This is a genomic window from Pseudonocardia sp. ICBG601 (assembly GCF_020496245.1).
In genome coordinates, this window is sequence record NZ_JAHLJA010000239.1 from 1 (window position 1) to 17,802 (window position 17,802).

The 17,802-nt window shown below is 74.1% G+C and carries 12 protein-coding genes and 7 pseudogenes; 8 read left to right on the forward strand and 11 right to left on the reverse strand.

The window, feature by feature from the left end:
• Positions 1-916: pseudogene (locus tag KPL57_RS63295) on the reverse strand (IS5 family transposase); the annotation flags it as partial.
• 320 nt (positions 917-1,236) lie between these two features.
• On the opposite strand from KPL57_RS63295, the gene dxs reads away from it, so the two are divergent.
• From dxs to KPL57_RS63310, 3 genes and pseudogenes are all read left to right on the forward strand, one after another.
• On the forward strand, positions 1,237-3,177 hold the full coding sequence (gene dxs, locus KPL57_RS63300) for a 1-deoxy-D-xylulose-5-phosphate synthase (protein ID WP_020624028.1): 1,941 nt from the start codon (positions 1,237-1,239) through the stop codon (positions 3,175-3,177).
• Positions 3,177-3,854: a response regulator transcription factor gene (locus tag KPL57_RS63305; RefSeq protein ID WP_226359231.1), complete on the forward strand. Its 678-nt coding sequence runs from the start codon at positions 3,177-3,179 to the stop codon at positions 3,852-3,854. The genes dxs and KPL57_RS63305 overlap by 1 nt, the downstream gene beginning before the upstream one ends.
• A pseudogene (locus tag KPL57_RS63310) lies at positions 3,811-5,024 on the forward strand (sensor histidine kinase). The gene KPL57_RS63305 and the pseudogene KPL57_RS63310 overlap by 44 nt, the downstream one beginning before the upstream one ends.
• Before the next feature lie 24 nt (positions 5,025-5,048).
• Here KPL57_RS63310 and KPL57_RS63315 read toward each other — a convergent pair.
• The 3 genes and pseudogenes from KPL57_RS63315 to KPL57_RS63325 form a co-directional block, all read right to left on the reverse strand.
• Positions 5,049-6,232, reverse strand: a pseudogene (locus tag KPL57_RS63315) (HRDC domain-containing protein).
• An 86-nt stretch (positions 6,233-6,318) separates the two neighbouring features.
• Entirely contained in the window at positions 6,319-6,879 is a 561-nt protein-coding gene (locus KPL57_RS63320) for a LuxR C-terminal-related transcriptional regulator (protein WP_374203985.1), read from the reverse strand.
• Between the two features lie 418 nt (positions 6,880-7,297).
• Complete coding sequence (locus tag KPL57_RS63325) at positions 7,298-7,918, reverse strand: DUF3000 domain-containing protein (RefSeq protein ID WP_226359232.1); 621 nt, start codon at positions 7,916-7,918, stop codon at positions 7,298-7,300.
• A 95-nt stretch (positions 7,919-8,013) separates the two neighbouring features.
• On the opposite strand from KPL57_RS63325, the gene hemE reads away from it, so the two are divergent.
• The 3 genes and pseudogenes from hemE (at position 8,014) to hemQ (ending at position 11,311) form a co-directional block, all read left to right on the forward strand.
• Complete coding sequence (gene hemE, locus KPL57_RS63330; RefSeq protein ID WP_226359233.1) at positions 8,014-9,108, forward strand: uroporphyrinogen decarboxylase; 1,095 nt, start codon at positions 8,014-8,016, stop codon at positions 9,106-9,108.
• A pseudogene (gene hemG, locus KPL57_RS63335) lies at positions 9,105-10,535 on the forward strand (protoporphyrinogen oxidase); the annotation flags it as partial. The gene hemE and the pseudogene hemG, both read left to right, overlap by 4 nt.
• A gap of 80 nt (positions 10,536-10,615) precedes the next feature.
• Entirely contained in the window at positions 10,616-11,311 is a 696-nt protein-coding gene (gene hemQ, locus KPL57_RS63340; RefSeq protein WP_043280124.1) for a hydrogen peroxide-dependent heme synthase, read from the forward strand.
• A 40-nt stretch (positions 11,312-11,351) separates the two neighbouring features.
• Here hemQ and msrB read toward each other — a convergent pair whose 3' ends face one another.
• Positions 11,352-11,804, reverse strand: coding sequence for a peptide-methionine (R)-S-oxide reductase MsrB (gene msrB / locus KPL57_RS63345; RefSeq protein ID WP_020625557.1), 453 nt, complete (start codon positions 11,802-11,804; stop codon positions 11,352-11,354).
• Positions 11,805-11,938: 134 nt separating this feature from the next.
• Complete coding sequence (locus KPL57_RS63350; protein ID WP_374203984.1) at positions 11,939-12,148, reverse strand: hypothetical protein; 210 nt, start codon at positions 12,146-12,148, stop codon at positions 11,939-11,941.
• 56 nt (positions 12,149-12,204) lie between these two features.
• Between KPL57_RS63350 and ligD the strand changes: the two are divergent.
• Together ligD and KPL57_RS63360 are read left to right on the forward strand one after the other, a co-directional pair.
• A pseudogene (ligD, locus tag KPL57_RS63355) lies at positions 12,205-13,208 on the forward strand (non-homologous end-joining DNA ligase).
• 92 nt (positions 13,209-13,300) lie between these two features.
• Entirely contained in the window at positions 13,301-13,495 is a 195-nt protein-coding gene (locus tag KPL57_RS63360; RefSeq protein ID WP_075305685.1) for a hypothetical protein, read from the forward strand.
• Positions 13,496-13,551: 56 nt separating this feature from the next.
• Here the strand turns inward: KPL57_RS63360 and KPL57_RS63365 are convergent.
• The 5 genes and pseudogenes from KPL57_RS63365 to KPL57_RS63385 form a co-directional block, all read right to left on the reverse strand.
• Positions 13,552-14,515 (reverse strand): annotated as a pseudogene (locus KPL57_RS63365) (DNA polymerase domain-containing protein).
• Positions 14,516-14,518: 3 nt separating this feature from the next.
• The gene (locus KPL57_RS63370; RefSeq protein WP_226359234.1) at positions 14,519-15,427 is read right to left on the reverse strand and encodes a glycine betaine ABC transporter substrate-binding protein; all 909 of its coding nucleotides are present in this window, start codon (positions 15,425-15,427) and stop codon (positions 14,519-14,521) included.
• A gap of 232 nt (positions 15,428-15,659) precedes the next feature.
• Positions 15,660-16,631, reverse strand: a complete 972-nt coding sequence (locus KPL57_RS63375; RefSeq protein ID WP_226359235.1) for a glycine betaine ABC transporter substrate-binding protein — start codon at positions 16,629-16,631, stop codon at positions 15,660-15,662.
• A 55-nt stretch (positions 16,632-16,686) separates the two neighbouring features.
• The gene (locus KPL57_RS63380; RefSeq protein ID WP_020622351.1) at positions 16,687-17,493 is read right to left on the reverse strand and encodes an ABC transporter permease; all 807 of its coding nucleotides are present in this window, start codon (positions 17,491-17,493) and stop codon (positions 16,687-16,689) included.
• Positions 17,490-17,802 (reverse strand): annotated as a pseudogene (locus KPL57_RS63385) (ABC transporter); the annotation flags it as partial. The pseudogene KPL57_RS63385 and the gene KPL57_RS63380, both read right to left, overlap by 4 nt.

Genomic DNA, 17,802 nt, shown 5'->3' on the forward strand with positions numbered 1-17,802 from the left:
CCTGAGAGCGTGTTTGGAAATTCTAGTGGGTTGAGGGTGTCGTGTGTTTCTGCTGGCGGGTGGCGGGGTATCCACGGGCGATGCGGCGGGTGATGGTGTTGATCGCGGCCCAGCGGATCATGGCTTCGGATGTGGTGGGGTGGCGTTCGTAGTCTCGGGCCAGGCGTCGGTGTGCGGTGAGCCAGGCCAGGGTCCGTTCGACCACCCACCTTCGTGGGAGGACGGTGAATCCGCGCTGCTCGGGTGGCTTGCGGATGATCTCGATCGTTGTCTGCAGGATCGTGGCGGCCCAGTCGAGCAGTCGCCCGGCGAAGCCGGCGTCGGCGTAGACGAACCGCACCCTGGTGCGCAGGTAGAGGTTGAGCAGGATCGGCTTGGCGCCGTCGCGGTCCTGTACCGAGGCCGAGCACACCATCGTGGTCAGCAGCAGACCGAGGGTGTCGGTCACGATGAACCGTTTCCGTCCGCCTGTCTTCTTCCCGGCGTCGTAGCCGCGGGAGTCCTGGCCGACGGTGTCGGCGCCCTTGACCGACTGGGAATCGATGATCCCCGCACTCGGCTCCGGATCACGGCCCTCGGCGATACGTAACTGCCCCCGCACGACCGGGAGGATCTTCTCGGTGACCTTCTGCTGTTCCCACTGGTTGAAGTACCAGTAGACGGTCTGCCAGGGCGGGAAGTCCACCGGCAACGCCCGCCAGGCACACCCGGTCCGCACGACATACAAGATCGCGTCCAGCACGTCCCGACGAGCATGAGCAACAGGCCGCCCCCGCCGCGCGAGCGGCGGTAACAACGGCTCGATCACCACCCACTGGGCATCACTGGTGTCCGAGGGGTACCGGCGCGGTCGTTCCTGCATGCCGACCACGATGGAGCACCCCAGCCGTGTCGACCATCCCGACACACCCACCATTTCCAAACACGCTCTGAGCCCCAACCAGGCCACCCAGCTCGTCGCCGCGGTCCAGACCCTCATGATCACAGCTACCTGACCAGCACAAACGTCAGGTTGAAAAAGGCTCAGTGGTGAGATGCGATAGTGCCGAGGTGGCCGCACGGGTCGTGGCGGGTCAGTCGTCCGGGTGACGACTGTCGCCCGCCGCGCCCGGCAGCGCCATCGAGTCCCCTCGGCCACCTGTCCGTAGAGTGGGACCCCGAGTCGATGCCGGTCCTCCCTGCGGTCTCTCCGCCGTGGAGGACTCCCGAACGGGGCCGGCGGCGAGGAGGCAGTACGTGACGACGAACCGGGGACTCTCGGCGATCCGACGCCCGGCCGATCTGCGAGGGCTCGGGCCCGAGGAGCTGGCCTCGCTCGCGGCCGAGATCCGGGGGTTCCTCATCAAGGCGGTGTCCCGCACCGGCGGTCACCTGGGGCCCAACCTGGGCGTGGTGGAGCTCAGCATCGCCCTGCACCGGGTCTTCGAGTCCCCGCAGGACACCCTGATCTGGGACACGGGCCACCAGGCGTACGTGCACAAGCTGCTGACCGGCCGTCAGGAGGGCTGGGACCGGCTGAAGAAGACCGGCGGGCTGTCGGGCTACCCGAGCCGCGCCGAGTCCGAGCACGACCACGTGGAGTCCAGCCACGCGTCGTCGTCGCTGTCCTGGGCCGACGGGATCGCCCGCGCGCACGCGCTGACCGGGGTCGACCGGCACGTCGTCGCGGTGATCGGCGACGGTGCGCTGACCGGCGGGATGGCCTGGGAGGCGCTCAACAACATCGCGGCCGGTGCGGACCGCAACGTCGTGATCGTCGTGAACGACAACGGCCGCTCCTACTCGCCGACCATCGGCGGGCTGGCGGACCGGCTCGCGTCGCTGCGGCTGCAGCCCGGCTACGAGCGCGTGCTCGAGGCCGGCAAGCGCACCGTCCGCGGCACCCCCGTCGTCGGGCCCGCGCTCTACGCGGGCCTGCACGCGTTCAAGGCCGGGGTGAAGGACGCCCTGTCCCCGCAGGAGCTGTTCTCCGACCTGGGGCTCAAGTACTTCGGCCCGGTCGACGGCCACGACATCGGCCAGCTCGAGTCCGCGCTGCGCCGGGCGAAGCGCTTCGGTGGGCCGGTCATCGTCCACACGGTCACCCGCAAGGGCAACGGCTACCCGCCCGCGGAGAACGACGAGGCCGAGCAGATGCACAGCCCGGCCGCGTTCGACCCGGAGACCGGTCTGCCCACCGGCACCCCGGTGACCGGCTGGACCGACGTGTTCGCCGAGGAGATGGTGGCGCTCGGGACACGGCGCACCGACGTCGTCGCGATCACCGCGGCGATGCTCGGCCCGACCGGTCTCGCCCCGTTCGCGGCGGCTCACCCGGACCGCATCGTCGACGTCGGGATCGCCGAGCAGCACGCGCTGACCACCGCCGCCGGGCTGGCCCGGGCCGGGCGGCACCCCGTCGTCGCGCTGTACTCGACGTTCCTCAACCGGGGCTTCGACCAGCTGCTGATGGACGTGGGCCTGCACCGCGAGCGCGTCACGCTGGTGCTGGACCGCTCCGGGGTCACCGGCAGCGACGGCCCGTCGCACAACGGGATGTGGGACCTGTCGCTGCTGGGCATCGTGCCCGGCATGCGGGTCGCCGCCCCGCGCGACGAGACGACCCTGCGCGAGGAGTTCCGGGAGGCCGTCGCGGTCACCGACGGCCCGACCGCGCTGCGCTACCCCAAGGGCTCGGTGATCGGCTCGGTCCCCGCGCTGCGCCGCCTCGACGGCGGGGCCGGGGTCGACGTGCTGCACGAGCCGTCCGACGGGCGTTCCCAGGTGCTGCTCGTCTGCGTCGGGCCGTTCGCCGAGTCCGGCGTCGCCGTGGCCCGGCGGCTCGCCGACCAGGGCGTCGACGTCACCGTCGTCGACCCGCGGTGGGTCCTGCCGGTTCCGCGTGAGCTGCTCACCCTGGCCGCCGACCACCAGCTCGTGGTCACCGTCTCCGACTGCGGCACGCACGGCGGGTTCGGCTCCGCGCTGTCGGACGCGTTGCGCGCCGCCGAGGTCGACGTGCGTCAGCGCGACCTCGCGCTGCCCCAGGAGTACCTGGAGCACGGCAGCCGCGACGACGTGCTCGCCACCTGCGGGCTGACCGAGCAGGACATGGCCCGCCGGATCACCGAGTGGGCGGCCGCGGCGGTTCCCTCGACCCCCGAGGGGGCCGTTCCCGGGCGGGAGCGCACCCGCTGATGCGCGTCATCGTCGTCGAGGACGAGCCGGCGATGGCCGACGCCGTCGTGCGCGGCCTGCGCCGGGCCGGGATGGCCGTCGACGTCGCCTACGACGGCGACGAGGGTTCGGAGAAGCTGTCGGTGACCCGCTACGACGTCGCCGTCCTCGACCGGGACCTGCCCGGCCGCAGCGGCGACGACCTGTGCGACGAACTCGTCGCCGCGGGCGGCCTGACCCGGGTGCTGATGCTGACCGCGTCGGGCACCCCGGCCGACAAGGTCGAGGGCCTGTCCCGCGGCGCCGACGACTACCTGGCCAAGCCGTTCGACTTCCCCGAGCTGGTCGCCCGGGTCCGGGCGCTCGGCCGTCGGGCGACCCCGGCGGTGCCGCCCACGCTGCGGGCCGGCGACGTCGTGCTGGACCCGGCCCGGCGCACGGTGCTGCGCTCCGGGCGCCCGGTCGAGCTGACCCGCAAGGAGTTCGGCGTGCTGGAGGTCCTGCTCGCCGCCGGTGGTGCCGTGGTGTCGTCGGAGGAGCTGCTCGAACGCGTCTGGGACGAGAACGCCGACCCGTTCACGACCACGGTGCGGGTCACCGTCATGACCCTGCGCAAGAAGCTCGGCGCGCCGGGTCTGATCGACACCGTCGTCGGTGCCGGGTACCGGGTGCCCGCCGACGGGACCCCCACGGCGTGACGCGGTGGGCGCCCTCCGGCCGCGGCTGACGCTGCTCGCGACGGCGCTCGTCGCCGCCGTCGCCGCGCTGCTGCTCCTGCTCGGCTGGATGCTGGTGGGTGCGGTCATCGCGGGCACCCCGGCGCTGCCCGGGACGGTGTTCGTGGGCGGGGTCGCGGTGCCTGCCGAGACGGCCCGCGACGCGGTCGCCGCCTCGGCGCGCGCCGAGGTGCTGCGGGCCGGGCTGATCGCGTTCCCCTGGTCGTGGCGGCCGGTGCGGTCGCGTCCTGGGTGCTGGTCGGGCGGGTGCTGCACCCGCTCCGCCGGGTCGTCGAGACCACGTCACGCCTCTCGGCGAGCTCGCTCGACGAGCGGGTCGCACTCGCCGGGGCCCGCGGCGAGGTCGCCGAGCTGGCCGCCGCCGTCGACGCGATGCTCGATCGGCTGCAGGCCGTGTTCGACGCCCAGTCCCGGTTCGTCGCCAACGCCGGGCACGAGCTGCGCACCCCGCTGGCGGTGCTCCGCACCGAGATCGACGTGACGCTCCAGGACCCCGACGCCGACGCCGCGGAGCTGCGCCGGATGGCCGGGGTGGTCCGGGAGGCGGGCCGTCGCTGCGACGAGCTGGTCAGCGGGCTGCTGCTGCTCGCCCGCACCGAGGCCGGGGGAGCGTTGCAGGACTCGGACCGGGTGCCGGTGGACCTGGCCGCGCTCGTCGCCGCGGAGCTCGCGGCGGTGACCGGGGACGTCGCCGTCCGCGGACTGGTGGTGCGGACCGACCCGCGGCCCGCGACGACCCGGGGCAACGAGCCGTTGATGCGCCGGATGGTGGCGAACCTGCTGGAGAACGCGGTGCGGCACAACCGTGACGGCGGCTGGATCGAGGTCGGCTGCGGCACCGGAACGCCCGGGTCGGAGGTCGTGCTGCGGGTCGCGTCGTCGGGGCCGGAGCTGGCCCCGGACAAGGTGGCCGAGCTGTTCGAGCCGTTCCGGCGGGGCCCGGTGGCCCGTACCGCCCACACCCGCGGATCCGGCCTGGGGCTGTCGATCGTGCGGTCGGTCGCGACCGCGCACGGCGGCACCGTGCACGCCGAGGCGGTCCCCGGCGGGGGACTGGCGGTGCACGTCGCGCTGCCCGACGACACGACGGCCCCCGTGCCCTCGGGCGGCGCCCCGGCGCTGGCCCGCTGACCGGCGGGCAGGCCCGGTCCGGGCTCAGCCGGCGCGGGTGGCCAGGGCCGGTTCGAGCACCGGGGTCAGGAGCTCGACCTGCCACGGGCGGGCGCCGCCGGCGCGCAGGGCGGCCGGGAGGTCGCCGTCGGTGGGCGGGGTCCAGCAGACCCGGCGCAGCAGGTCGGGCTGCAGCAGGTTCTCCACCGGCACGTCGTGCTGCTCGGAGACCGTGCCCAGTGCCGCGCGGGGGCGGCGGCGAGCCGGGCGGCGGCGTCGGGGTCCCGGTCGGCCCAGCGCGACACCGGCGGGGGGCCGTCGGTGGTCGCGGCGCCACGCGGCAGCTCGGACTCGGGCAGCTCGGCGGCCCGGCGCAGCGCGTCGAACCAGTACCGGGCCAGCCTGCGCTGGGAGCGTCCGCGGAACACCGGCAGCTCGGCCAGTGCCTGCGGGGAGTCGGGGTTGCGCACCGCGGCGTCGACGATCGCGGCGTCGGGCAGGACCCGGCCGGGGGCGATGTCGCGCTCGGCGGCGAGCGCGTCGCGGGCCAGCCACAGCTCCCGGACCGCGGCGAGCGGCCGGGGGCGGCGGACCTTGTGGATGCCGGAGGTGCGCCGCCAGGGCTCCGCGCGCGGCGCGGGCGGCGGTGCGGTGCGGACCGCCTCGAACTCCTGGCGGGCCCACTCCAGCTTGCCCTGCTCGTCGAGCATCCGGGTCAGGACGTCCCGCAGGTCGATGAGGACCTCGACGTCCAGCGCGGCGTAGACCAGCCAGTCCTCGGGCAGCGGGCGACGCGACCAGTCGGCGGCGCCGTGCCCCTTCTCCAGGCCGAGGCCCAGCAGGTTCTCCACCATCGGGCCGAGCCCGACCCGGGGGAGCCCGGCGAGCCGGCCCGCGAGCTCGGTGTCGAACAGCGACGCCGGGCGCAGCTCCAGCTCGGCCAGGCACGGGAGGTCCTGCGAGGCCGCGTGGAGCACCCACTCCGGCCCGTCGAGGGCCTCGGCGAGCGGCCCCAGCTCGCCGCGCAGCGGGATCGGGTCCACCAGCGCGGACCCGGCCCCGGCACGCCGCAGCTGCACCAGGTAGGCGCGCTGGGAGTACCGGAAGCCGGAGGCACGCTCCGCGTCGACGGCGACCGGACCGGGGCCCCCGGCGATCGCCGCCGCCACGCGGGCGAGGTCGTCGGGGGTCTCGGTGACCGGGGGGAGGCCGTCGGCGGGACGGAGCAGCGGTACCGGATCGGGTGAACCGTCCGGAGTCGCCGAGACCGGCGGCCGGGTCGTGTCCGTACCGCCGACGGCGCCGGTCCCGGGATTCAGCGAATGACCCCCGCGCGCATGGCGAGCGCGACCATCTGGGCGCGGTCGCCGGTGCCGAGCTTGCGGCCGATCCGGGAGAGGTGGCTCTTCACCGTGAGGGCGGAGAGGTTCAGGGCCTCACCGATCTCCTTGTTGGACTGGCCGTCCGCGACGAGCTGCAGCACCTCGACCTCGCGGGCCGAGAGCTCCCGCGGGGTGTTGTCGGTGCCCGGCACGCGGGACCCGGTGGCCAGCAGCGGGGCGACCGTCGGGTCGGCGTAGACGCCGCCGTCGAGCACCCGCTTGACGCCGTCGGTCACGACCGACGGCGCCGCCGACTTGAGCAGGTACGCCTGCGCGCCGGCCTGGAACGCCGAGCGGACCGCGTACGGGTCGTCGGAGGAGGCGAGCACGACCAGCCGGTTCCAGCCGAGCGAGCGGAGCTCGCTGACCAGGTCCAGCCCGCTGCCGTCCGGCAGCGTCAGATCGAGGATCACGAGGTCGCAGGGGCCCGCCGCGTGGGCGCGTGCCCGCGCGGCGGTCACCGAAGCGGCCTCGTGCACGGTGCCCGCTCCCATGGAGCGCAGCCGCCCGGCGATCGCCTCCCGGAGCAGCGGGTGGTCGTCCACGACGAGAACCGTGAACAGCTCCTCCCGCGGCTGCGGGACGATCCCAGGTGAGAGCACTGCTCCACCGATCGGAGCGCCACCTGGGGTGGTGTTGCCGGAACTCTGCGCCGGCACTTGCTGGCCAAGTACAGCCACGTCGTCAACCTTCCTGGAGTCGGTCGTACGCCCCCGACCAACACCGGAACCCGAGGGACGGAGAGTGGCGCTCGGCCGCCCGGGCGGGTGCCATGGCAGAGATGGTATCCCTCCATGCGGCCTAACGTCTGGTGTGCATTCGTCTTTCCGGCTCGGAAAGTTACATGCGTGTGGGCGCGGTCCCACCCCTCCGGGTGAAAGATCTCCGACGCATGCCGCTGACCTGCGACGTTCAGCCGGGTGATCGGCTCAACGGCACTGCGCCGATCGGCGGCAGACCCGCGGCGGTCGACACCAGGGACGCGAACGCGACGGCGTGTCGGGACAGATCGCCGTCGCTCTCCGTGGGGGACCAGGAGGCGCGCAGCTCGACGTCGTCCTCCCGCGGGGGCGCGTCGCCGGGGCCGCCACCGTCCGCGCTGAGCCCGCCGAAGCGGACCGACGAGGTCTGGGTGACGGTCCCGCCGAGGGCGGTGAAGCCCGCCCCGGCGTGGTCGAGCGCGTCGGTCAGCCAGGACCATCCGATGCGCGGCAGCATGTCGTCGCCGAGCTGGCCGGGCTCCAGCCGGGCCTGCACGAAGCAGACCAGCCGGAAGGTGCCCTCCCAGCGTTCCTGACCCTCGGGGTCGTGGAGCAGGATCAGCCGTCCGGAGGTGTCCGGCTCGTCGAGGTCGTCGGTCCCGTCGCCGCGGTGCCCGATGTCGGCCTCGACGCTGGTCGCCCAGCTGTACGGCGCGAGCCGGGGTGGGGCCTCGAGCGGCCGCACCACGAGCTCGGGGCGCGGTCGGACCGACGCGAGCGAGCGGACCGCGCTGCGGAACGCTGCTGGTGGTGGTGAGTTCGGGTCCGGCACGGCGTCGGACTCTAGGGTGCGATACCGGTCGTACCTGGCAGGCGCGCCGGGGCGCCCGCGTACCGGCCCTGTCCGCGTGGGATCATCCGGGGGTCATGACTGCAGGCATCGTCTCCGCGCCCCCCGCCCGCCGCGACCTCGCGGGCGCTCCGTTCCTCGATGCAGTGCGCGGCGCGACGCCGTCGCGGCTGCCGGTCTGGTTCATGCGTCAGGCGGGTCGCTCGCTGCCGGAGTACCGGGCCCTGCGCCGGGACAACGAGATGCTCGAGGCGTGCCTCACCCCGGATCTGACCTGCGAGATCACCCTGCAGCCGGTCCGCCGTCACGACATGGACGCGGCCATCCTGTTCTCCGACATCGTGGTGCCGCTGCACCTGGCGGGCATCGGGATCGACATCGTTCCGGGCACCGGCCCCGTCGTGGACTCGCCGGTCCGCACCGCCGCCGACGTCGCGGCCCTGCCCGAGCTGGCGCCGGAGCAAGTGACGCGCGTCACCGAGGCGATCGGTCTGCTGCTGCCCGAGCTGGGCCGGGTCCCGCTGATCGGGTTCGCGGGCGCCCCGTTCACCCTCGCCTCCTACCTCATCGAGGGCGGCCCGAGCCGCAACCACGAGCGGACCAAGTCCCTCATGCGCTCAGCCCCCGAGGTCTGGCACGCCCTGCTCGGCAAGCTCGCCGTGCTCACCGGCACGTTCCTGCAGCAGCAGGTCGCCGCCGGTGTGGACGCGGTCCAGCTCTTCGACTCCTGGGCGGGCGCGCTCTCCGAGCGCGACTACCGCGAGTTCGTGCTGCCGCACTCCGCCTCCGTGCTCGGTGCGCTCGCTGGGGCCGGGGTGCCGCGGATCCACTTCGGGGTCGGCACCGCGGAGCTCCTGGGCGCGATGACCGAGGCCGGCGCCGACGTGATCGGCGTCGACTGGCGGACCCCGCTCGACGTCGCGGCCCGCCGTGCCGGGGGAGCAGTGCCCGTGCAGGGCAACCTCGACCCGGCCGTGCTGTTCGCCGGCCAGGACGCCGTCGACGCCGAGGTCGTGCGGATCGCGGCCGAGGGCACCCGCACCCGCGGGCACGTGTTCAACCTCGGCCACGGTGTGCTGCCGGCGACCGACCCGGACGTGATCACCCGGACCGTCGAGACGGTGCACGCCCAGCCCGTGTCCGGGCCGACGGGCGAGCGTCCGGCGCGATGACCCGCGTCGCCGTCGTCGGCGGCGGGGTCTCCGGGCTGGCGTGCGCGCACCGGCTGAGGACGCTGCTCGGCCCGTCGGCCGAGATCGTCGTGCTGGAGCAGCGTGACCGGCTCGGCGGGGTGCTGCGCACCGTCGACCTCGCGGGCGCGCCGTTCGACGTCGGCGCCGAGGCCTTCCTCGCCCGCCGCCCCGAGGTCCCCGCACTGCTCGCCGAGATCGGGCTGGCGGGCGCGCTCACCCACCCCACCGCGGCGACGGCGACGATCCGCGCCGGGGGCCGCACCGTCGGCCTGCCCCGCGGCACCCTGATGGGCGTGCCCGGCCGGGACGCCGACCTCGGGGGAGTGCTGTCCGACGCCGGACGGGCCGCGGTCGCCGCCGAGCCGTCCACGCCGCTGGAGTGGGAGCCCGGCACCGACGTCGCGCTCGGGGCGCTGCTGCGCCGTCGGTTCGGCCCGGAGGTCGTCGACCGGATCGCCGACCCGCTGCTGGGCGGTGTCTACGCCGGCCGGGTCGACCGGCTCGGCCTGCGCGCCACGGTCCCGGCGCTCGCCGCCGAGCTCGACGCGGGGGCCGGCTCGCTCACCGAGGCGGCCAGTACCGGGATGGCCGCGTCCGGCCAGCGCAGCGGCACCCTCGCCGCCGGGACGCCGGCCGCCGGGGGCTCCGGGGCCGATCCCGCCGCGGTGCCACAGCCGGTGGCCGCCGGACCGGTCTTCGGTGCCGTGCGCGGGGGCTACCGCGAGATGGTCGCCGCACTCGTCGCCGCGTCGGCGGCCCGGGTGCGGACCGGTGTCACCGTGCGGGAGCTGCACCGCCGCCCCGACGGCTGGCGGCTGGTCCTCGGCCCGGTCCCGCGGCCGGAGGCGCTCGACGTCGACGCCGTCGTCCTCGCCGTCCCCGCGCCCGCTGCGCGTCGGCTGCTGGAGCCGGTCGTACCGGCCGCGGCCGCGGCGGCCGGGCGGATCGAGCTGGCCTCCTCCGCGGTCGTCGCGCTCGCCTACCGGCCGGCCGACGTCACCGGACTGCCCGGCACCTCCGGCTGTCTGGTCGCCGCGGACGAGCCGCTGTCGGTCAAGGGCGTCACCCACGCGTCGACGAAGTGGGCCCACCTCGGTGCGGACGGTCTGGTCCGGATCCGGGCCTCGATCGGCCGGTTCGGGGAGGAGGCGAGCCTGCAGGTCGACGACGCCGAGCTCGTCGACCGCGTCCGCGCCGACCTGGCCGTCCTCGACGGGGTCGACGCCGTCCCGGTCGCGTCGGTCGTGCAGCGCTGGGGCGGCGGTCTGCCGCAGTACGGGGTCGGCCACGGCGCGGTCGTCGACGCGCTGGAGTCGGCCGTCGCCACCGTCGGGGGCCTGGAGGTCGCCGGGTCGATGCTGCACGGGGTCGGGGTCCCCGCCTGTGTGGCGACCGCGCGGTCCGCCGCCGAGCGGGTCGCCGCGGCCCTGCCCCCGCACCGACCGGTCGCTGAGGGCACCCTCACCGGCCGCGTACCATGCCCGACATGGCCCGCGTGGACGTCAAAGCGATCAACGACACCATCCGCTACACCATGTGGTCGGTCTTCCGGGTCGAGCCCGGCCGCCTCGGCGACGACCGTGCCCCCGCCGCCCGCGAGGCCACCGAGTACCTCGACGCGCTCGCGAACAAGGACGTCGCCGTCCGCGGCGTGTACGACCTCGCCGGTGTGCGGCACGACGCCGACTACATGATCTGGTGGCACGCCTCGGAGATCGAGTCGCTGCAGGCCGCCTACTCCGACCTGCGCCGCACCACCGCGCTCGGCCGGGCCAGCGTGCCGGTCTGGAGCCAGACCGCGCTGCACCGCCCGGCGGAGTTCAACAAGAGCCACGTCCCGGCGTTCATGGCCGGCGAGGACCCGAAGCGCTACGTCTGCGTCTACCCGTTCGTCCGGTCCTACGAGTGGTACCTGCTGCCCGACGCGGAGCGCCGGAAGATGCTGGCCGACCACGGCATGGAGGCCCGCGACTACCCGGACGTGCGTGCCAACACCGTCCCGGCCTTCGCCCTCGGCGACTACGAGTGGATCCTCGCCTTCGAGGCCGACGAGCTGTACCGCATCGTCGACCTCATGCGGCACCTGCGCGGCACCGAGGCCCGCCGCCACGTGCGCGAGGAGATCCCGTTCTACACCGGCCCGCGGGTCGAGGTCGGCGACCTCGTCGCGTCCTTGCCGTGAGCCGGGTGCGGGGCCGTCGCGCGACGGCCCCGCACCGGTGTCAGCCCTCGGTGGGCTCCAGGGTCAGCGAGACCGAGTTGATGCAGTAGCGCAGGTCGGTCGGGGTGCCGTAGCCCTCGCCCTCGAACACGTGGCCGAGGTGGCCGTGGCAGTTCGCGCACAGCACCTCGGTGCGCGTCATGCCCAGGCTGGAGTCGACCCGCTCGATGACGGCGTCGCCCGCGAGCGGGGTGAAGAACGACGGCCACCCGCAGTGCGACGCGAACTTCGAGTCGCTGCGGAACAGCTCCGCCCCGCAGGCCCGGCAGCGGTAGACGCCGGTGGTGGTCGTGTCGGTGTACTCACCGGTGAACGGGCGCTCGGTCCCGGCCTTGCGGAGCACCTGGTACTCGGCCGGGCTCAGCTGGGCCCGCCACTCCTCGTCGGACTTCTGCACCTTCGGGGCCGGGAGCTCGGACCCGGAGGCGGTGGTGTTGCGGCTGAACAGACCCATGCATCCACGGTAACCCGTTGATCGGTCGTGCGCCGCCGGTCGTCGGACCCGGGTGGCTCGTCAGACCCAGGTGGCGACCACGAACCCGGCCGCGTTCGCGATGACCCACGCCGCGACGAACAGCAGCAGCACCGTCACCGCGACCGCGGCGGCCCGCCGGGGGCCCCGCAGCCGGTTCGCCGACTCCGCGCGAAGTCCCCGACACCGCGGATGTAGCCCTCCACCGAGCACGACGGCAGCCGCTGCATGCGGTCCAGGTGCGCGGCGAACTCCCGCGCCTCCGGGTCCTCCGGGTCGAGGCCCAGCAGGTCGTCGTCGAACCGGGGGGACCGGTCGGAACTCATGGGCACACGATAGTCACCGGGGGTAGGTTCGCCGGGTGGCGAGCCGTGAGGTCGTGATGCTGCAGGTCGACGGGCCGGACGGGCCGCGTGAGGTCCGCCTGACCAGCCCGGACAAGGTGGTGTTCGGCGAGCTCGGGATCACCAAGCGCGAGGTGGTCGAGTACTACGTCGCGGTGGGGGAGCCGATGGCGTCCGCGCTGCGTGACCGCCCACCAACCTGAAGCGGTTCAACTCCGGGGTGGACGGCGAGCCGTTCTTCGTCAAACGCGTCCCGAAGGGCGCCCCGGACTGGGTGCGGACCTGCACGGTGACCTTCCCCAGCGGCCGCACCGCCGAGTCGGTGTCGATCACCGAGCCGGCGACGATCGCCTGGGCGGCCAACCTCAACACCCTCGACTTCCACCCGTGGCCGGTCCGCTGCGCCGACACCGACCACCCCGACGAGCTGCGCATCGACCTCGACCCGCAGCCGGGCACCGACTTCGGCGACGCCGTCGTCGTCGCGCAGACGCTGCGCGAGGTCCTCACCGAGGCCGGACTGACCGGGTGGGCCAAGACCTCCGGTGGGCGGGGCGTGCACGTCGCCTGCCCGATCCGGCCCGAGTGGGACTTCGTGCAGGTCCGGCGCGCCGTCATCGCGATCGCCCGGCGCGTCTGTCGGGGTATCCCGGAGCTGGCCACGGTGGACTGGTGGAAGGAGGAACGCGGCGAGCGGGTGTTCCTCGACTACAACCAGGCGGCCCGTGACCGCACCATCGCCTCGGCCTGGTCGGTGCGCGGCCTGCCCGCCGCGACCGTCTCCATGCCGGTCACCTGGGACGACCTCGGCGAGGTCGACCCCGCGGGGTTCACCCTGCGCACCGTGCCCGGTCTGCTGGAACGCCACGGGGACCCGCACGCCGGGATGGCCGACGAGCGGGGGAGCTGCGCGAGGGCGCTGGAGTGGTACGCCGAGGACGAGGCCGAGCGCGGCCTGGGGGACCTGCCCTACCCGCCGGAGTACCCGAAGATGCCCGGCGAGCCGCTGCGGGTGCAGCCCAGCCGGGCACGCAAGCAGTAGCCCACCGCGGCCACGCCGACGACCGTCCAGATCACCGGGGCCGGGTCGGCGCACCGGCCCGGGGGCCGGGCGCGGTGGCAGAATCCCCTGCCATGTACGCGGTCCTGGACGACGGTCCCTACGCGGGCGAGCAGGTGCGCATCGACCCCGACGCCACCGGCCGTCCGCCGCGGACGATCGAGCTGTCCGACCCCGGCGGGGGCCCCAGGGGCTACGTGCTGATCGGACCGCTCGCCGACGCCGACCGCTGGCTCTACCGGAGCGCCCGCGACGACGTCGACGAGTGATCACGGTCGTGGAGCGCAGCGTCCGTGAGCCGGGCGGGATCCGCCACGACCGGTGATCACCCGTCGCGTTCGCGGGCGCGCTTGCGGCGCTTCCCCTCGTGCATGGCCGCGACCCGCGGCACCGGGATCGCCCGGCCCTCGGTGAGCAGCACCTCCGGCAGGGACGCGGGTGCGGGCCGCAGCTCCGACCAGGTCGGGCGCCCGTCGAGCAGACCGGCCACGGTGCCCACCGTGAAGTCGGCGGGCGAGGCCCCGTCCAGCTCGTCCCAGGTGAGGGGGAACGACACGGGGCAGGCCGGGGCGGGCCCGCGGGCTGTAGGGCGCGGCGAGGGTGGCCCCGCCAGCCCGGGTCGGGTCGAGGAAGACCCGCCCGCCGCGGTCGTCCCGGATGAACGCGGTCGTCGCGACGTCGGGGGCCAGCGCCGCGGCGCGGGCGCACACCGCGCGGGTCGCGGCGAACGCGTCGTCGATCGGGAGCTGCTCGGACAGCGGGACCACCAGGTGCAGGCCGGTCGCACCGCTGGTCTTGACCGCAGCGGCGAGGCCCAGCTCGGCCAGCGCCGCCCGGACCGGGCGCGCGGCCGCGACGACGCGGTCGAAGCCCGCGCCGTCGGGCGGGTCGAGGTCGATGACGAGCTCGCCGGTGGTCGTCGCGCCGTGCGGCACGAGGGTCGGGTGGAACTCGACGGCGCGCTGGTTGCCGAACCACAGCAGCGTGCGGCGGTCGTGGCAGAGCGGGTAGTGCACGGTGCGCTGCGAGGACTCCGCCCACACGTCGACGGTCGGGATCCAGTCCGGTGCCCCGCGCGGGAGGTTCTTCTGCATGAACGGCGCCTGGCCGGGGCGGGCCCGCACCACCGACAGGGGCCGGTCGGCCAGCGCGGGCAGCAGCAGCCCGGCGACGGCGTCGAGGTGGTCGAGCAGGGCCCGCTTGGTGACGCCGGCGCCGTCGAAGGCCTCGGCGTCGAGGCTGGTGAGCTCCACCCCGTCGCGGACCTCGTCGACCTGCCGGCGCGCCACGGCTCAGCTCCCGATGAACCCGCGCTCGGCCAGCCAGGCCCGCGCGACATCACGGGGGCTCTGCCCGCCTGCGGAGACCCGGCCGTTGAGCTGCTGCACGGTCTGCTGGTCCAGGGCCGCGGTGATCGGGGCGAACAGGTCGGCGACCTGCGGGGCCCGGTCGAACACGTCGGCCCGGAAGACCGGGACCGCGCTGTAGGTGATGTGGTAGCCGCGGTCGTCGGTGAGCACCTTCAGGCCCAGCGCCGGGATGCGGCCGTCGGTGGCGGCGACCTCGCCGAACAGGCAGACGCCGTCGGCCGTCGACTGGAAGATGACGCCCTGGTCGAGGGTCTTGCGCCGCTCGCCGGGCAGCTCGAAACCGTAGGCGCGCTGGAGCCCGGCGAGGCCGTCGGCGCGGGAGGCGTACTCGGTCTCGACGCAGACGTCGCCGGGCTGGCCGGAGCGGACGTAGGCGGCCATGTCGCTGATCGTGTTCAGGTTCAGCCGGGCGGCCGTCGCCCCGTCGACGACGAAGGAGTACGTGTTGTCGAACCGGGCGCGGTCCAGCCACACCACGCCGTTCTGCACACGGTCGCGCCGCCGCAGCTCGGCGAGGACCTGGTCGTCGGGCAGGGTGCGGGTCTCGCGCAGGTACGACGCCCACGCCGTGCCGGTGTACTCCCAGTAGGTGGAGATGTCCCCGGACAGCAGCGCCTGCCGGGTGGCGTCGGACCCGCCGATGTTGCACCGGTCGGTCACCGAGGCCCCGGCGGACTCCAGCGCCGCGATCGAGATCTGGCACAGGATCTGCTGCTCGTCGAAGTTCTTCGACCCCACGACGTAGGTCCGCCCGGACAGGTCGACGCCCCGGGCGAGCGACCCGGCCGACGCCCGTGGCCCGCCGCCGGCCAGGCCGGTGCAACCGCCCACCAGCAGCGCGACGGCGAGCAGGGCCGGGACCAGCGTCCGCAGCCTGCGGCCGGGAAGGGGCTCACGGGATCGTCCTGGTTCGCCGGGAGGGCATGGTCCGGTCGCCGATCACGAACCGTCCCCCGGCGCAACGTTCACGCGCGCACGGTGATCGACCCGCGACACCGGGACACCGCGACCCCGCACCCGGTGGAGCCGGGGCGGGGTCGCGGCGGGCGTACCGGGGGACACCTCAGCCGATGAAGCCCTTCTGGGTCAGCCACTCACGCGCGACGTCGCGTTCGTTCTGGCCGAAGGAGGACACCTTGCCGTTCAGGTCCAGGATGGTGTTGTAGTCCAGGGCCTGGGCGATCGGCGCCAGCACCTGCCGGACGGCGGGGTTGGCGTTGTAGACGTCGGCCCGGATGGTCGGTGCCGCGTTGTAGGTGACGTGGTAGCGCTTGTCGTCGTCGAGGACCTTGAGCTTCAGGCCGGGGATGCGGCCGTCGGTGGTGAAGACCTCGCCGAACAGGCACTTGTTGTCCGCGGTGGCCTGGTAGATCACGCCGGTGGCGAGCACCTGCGGGTTCTGGGCGGTGAAGCCGTAGGTCTTCTCCAGGCCGCGCAGGCCGTCGTCACGGGAGTTGTACTCGGTCTCCACGCACATCGAACCCGCCGGTGCCCGGCCCGACTTGATGTAGTCGGCCATCTGCGACAGCGTCGTGATGCCGAGCTCCTGGGACTTCGCCTCGGTCATGGCGAAGGCGTAGGTGTTGTTGAAGTTGGCCTTGTCCAGCCACTGGATCTTGTTCTGCTCCAGGTCGCGCTGGGCGACGAGGTTGTAGAGCTCGTTGTCGTCGGTGATCCGGCGGGTCTCCTTGAAGAAGGACGCCCAGGCGGTACCGGTGTACTCCCAGTAGATGTTGATGTCCCCGGCCAGCAGCGCCTGGCGGGTGACGTCGGTGCCACCGGTGTTGCAGCGGTCGGTGACGTTGCCGCCGGCCGACTCGAGCGCGGCGACGGTGATCTGGCAGAGCACCAGCTGCTCGTCGAAGTTCTTGCCGCCGACGACGTAGTTCTGTCCGCTCAGGTCGCCGGCCTGGGCCAGCGAGCCGCCGGAGGCCGACGGGCCGCTGCCGCTCAGGCCGCCACAGCCCGCCAGGGCGAGCGCCGCCGCGGCGGCCATCGCCGTCAGGGCGAGACGCCGGGATCGTCCGAACTTCACGTGTCCTCCAGGGAATGCGGTACTGCGGGGATTCGGGGGCGAGCGGGGGCCCGCGTCAGCCGGCGTTGCGGCGGACGGCGTACTCGGCGAGACCGGCGAGCCAGTCCACGATCAGGGCCAGCGCGGCGACGATGGTCGCGGCGACGAGGGTTCCGGTGGGGCGGCCGAGCTCCAGCATCCCCTTGATCGGCTCGCCGAGCCCGCCGGCGCCGACGTAGGTCGCCAGGGCCGCGGTGCCGACGTTCAGCACGAGCGCGACGCGGACGCCGGCGACCATGACCGGTGTCGCCAGCGGCAGCTCGACCCGCAGCAGCGTCTGCCGCGCCGACATCCCGATGCCGCGGGACGCCTCGATCAGCGCCTTGTCGACCTGCTGGAGCCCGACGACGGTGTTGGTGAGCACCGGCAGCAGCGCGGCCAGTGCCAGCGCGACGACGGCGGTGGGCAGGCCCAGCCCGAGCGGGGAGAACGCGAGCAGGACGATCACGCCGAACGCGGGCAGGGCCTGCATGAACCCGGTGAACGCCAGGATCGGGCGCTGGATCCGGTGGGCGGACGGGCGGCTGATCGCGATGCCGGCCGGGATCGCCACGATGATCACGACGAGGGTGGACAGCCCGGTCAGCACCAGGTGCTCCCCGAGCCGCTCCCCGAGCGAGCTCGCGTTGATCACCGAGGCCTCGACGTCGTCGAGGCCCTGGGAGGCGGCGTAGAGCAGCACCAGCACCACACCGACGACGGCGATGAGCGGATTGACGATCAGCGACCGGTCCAGCCGCCGGGTCCGGCGGACGACCGGCTCGGCCGAGGACGACCCGGACGGCGCGCCGGCGCCGGTCTCCTCGGCGGCGGGGGCGCTCACGAACCGGCCTTCGTCTTGAGGCCCTCGACCAGGTCGCGCCACCACAGCGCGCCCTGCAGCTTCTGCTGCTCGTCGACCACCCCGACCAGCTCGGTCTGGGAGTCGAGCATGACGTCGACGGCGTCGTAGACGGTCCCGGTGCGCGGCACCGTCACCAGCTTGGGCAGGTCGGCGGTGCCCGGCAGGTAGGCCCAGCGCACCGGGCGGCCCTGCGCGTCGGCCTCGTAGGTGGGGGAGCCGTTGCGGGCGGCGGTGCCGTCGAGGTCGACCGGCTGCAGCTCCAGGCGGGACAGCTCCAGCAGCGACAGC

What these genes read in the sequence shown, in the direction of transcription:
- KPL57_RS63305 (WP_226359231.1), top strand. Translation starts at nt 3,177, where the DNA reads ATGCGCGTCATCGTCGTCGAGGACGAGCCGGCGATGGCCGACGCCGTC.
- KPL57_RS63320 (WP_374203985.1), bottom strand. Translation starts at nt 6,879, where the DNA reads ATGGGAGCGGGCACCGTGCACGAGGCCGCTTCGGTGACCGCCGCGCGG.
- hemE (WP_226359233.1), top strand. Translation starts at nt 8,014, where the DNA reads ATGACTGCAGGCATCGTCTCCGCGCCCCCCGCCCGCCGCGACCTCGCG.
- hemQ (WP_043280124.1), top strand. Translation starts at nt 10,616, where the DNA reads ATGGCCCGCGTGGACGTCAAAGCGATCAACGACACCATCCGCTACACC.
- msrB (WP_020625557.1), bottom strand. Translation starts at nt 11,804, where the DNA reads ATGGGTCTGTTCAGCCGCAACACCACCGCCTCCGGGTCCGAGCTCCCG.
- KPL57_RS63350 (WP_374203984.1), bottom strand. Translation starts at nt 12,148, where the DNA reads ATGAGTTCCGACCGGTCCCCCCGGTTCGACGACGACCTGCTGGGCCTC.
- KPL57_RS63360 (WP_075305685.1), top strand. Translation starts at nt 13,301, where the DNA reads ATGTACGCGGTCCTGGACGACGGTCCCTACGCGGGCGAGCAGGTGCGC.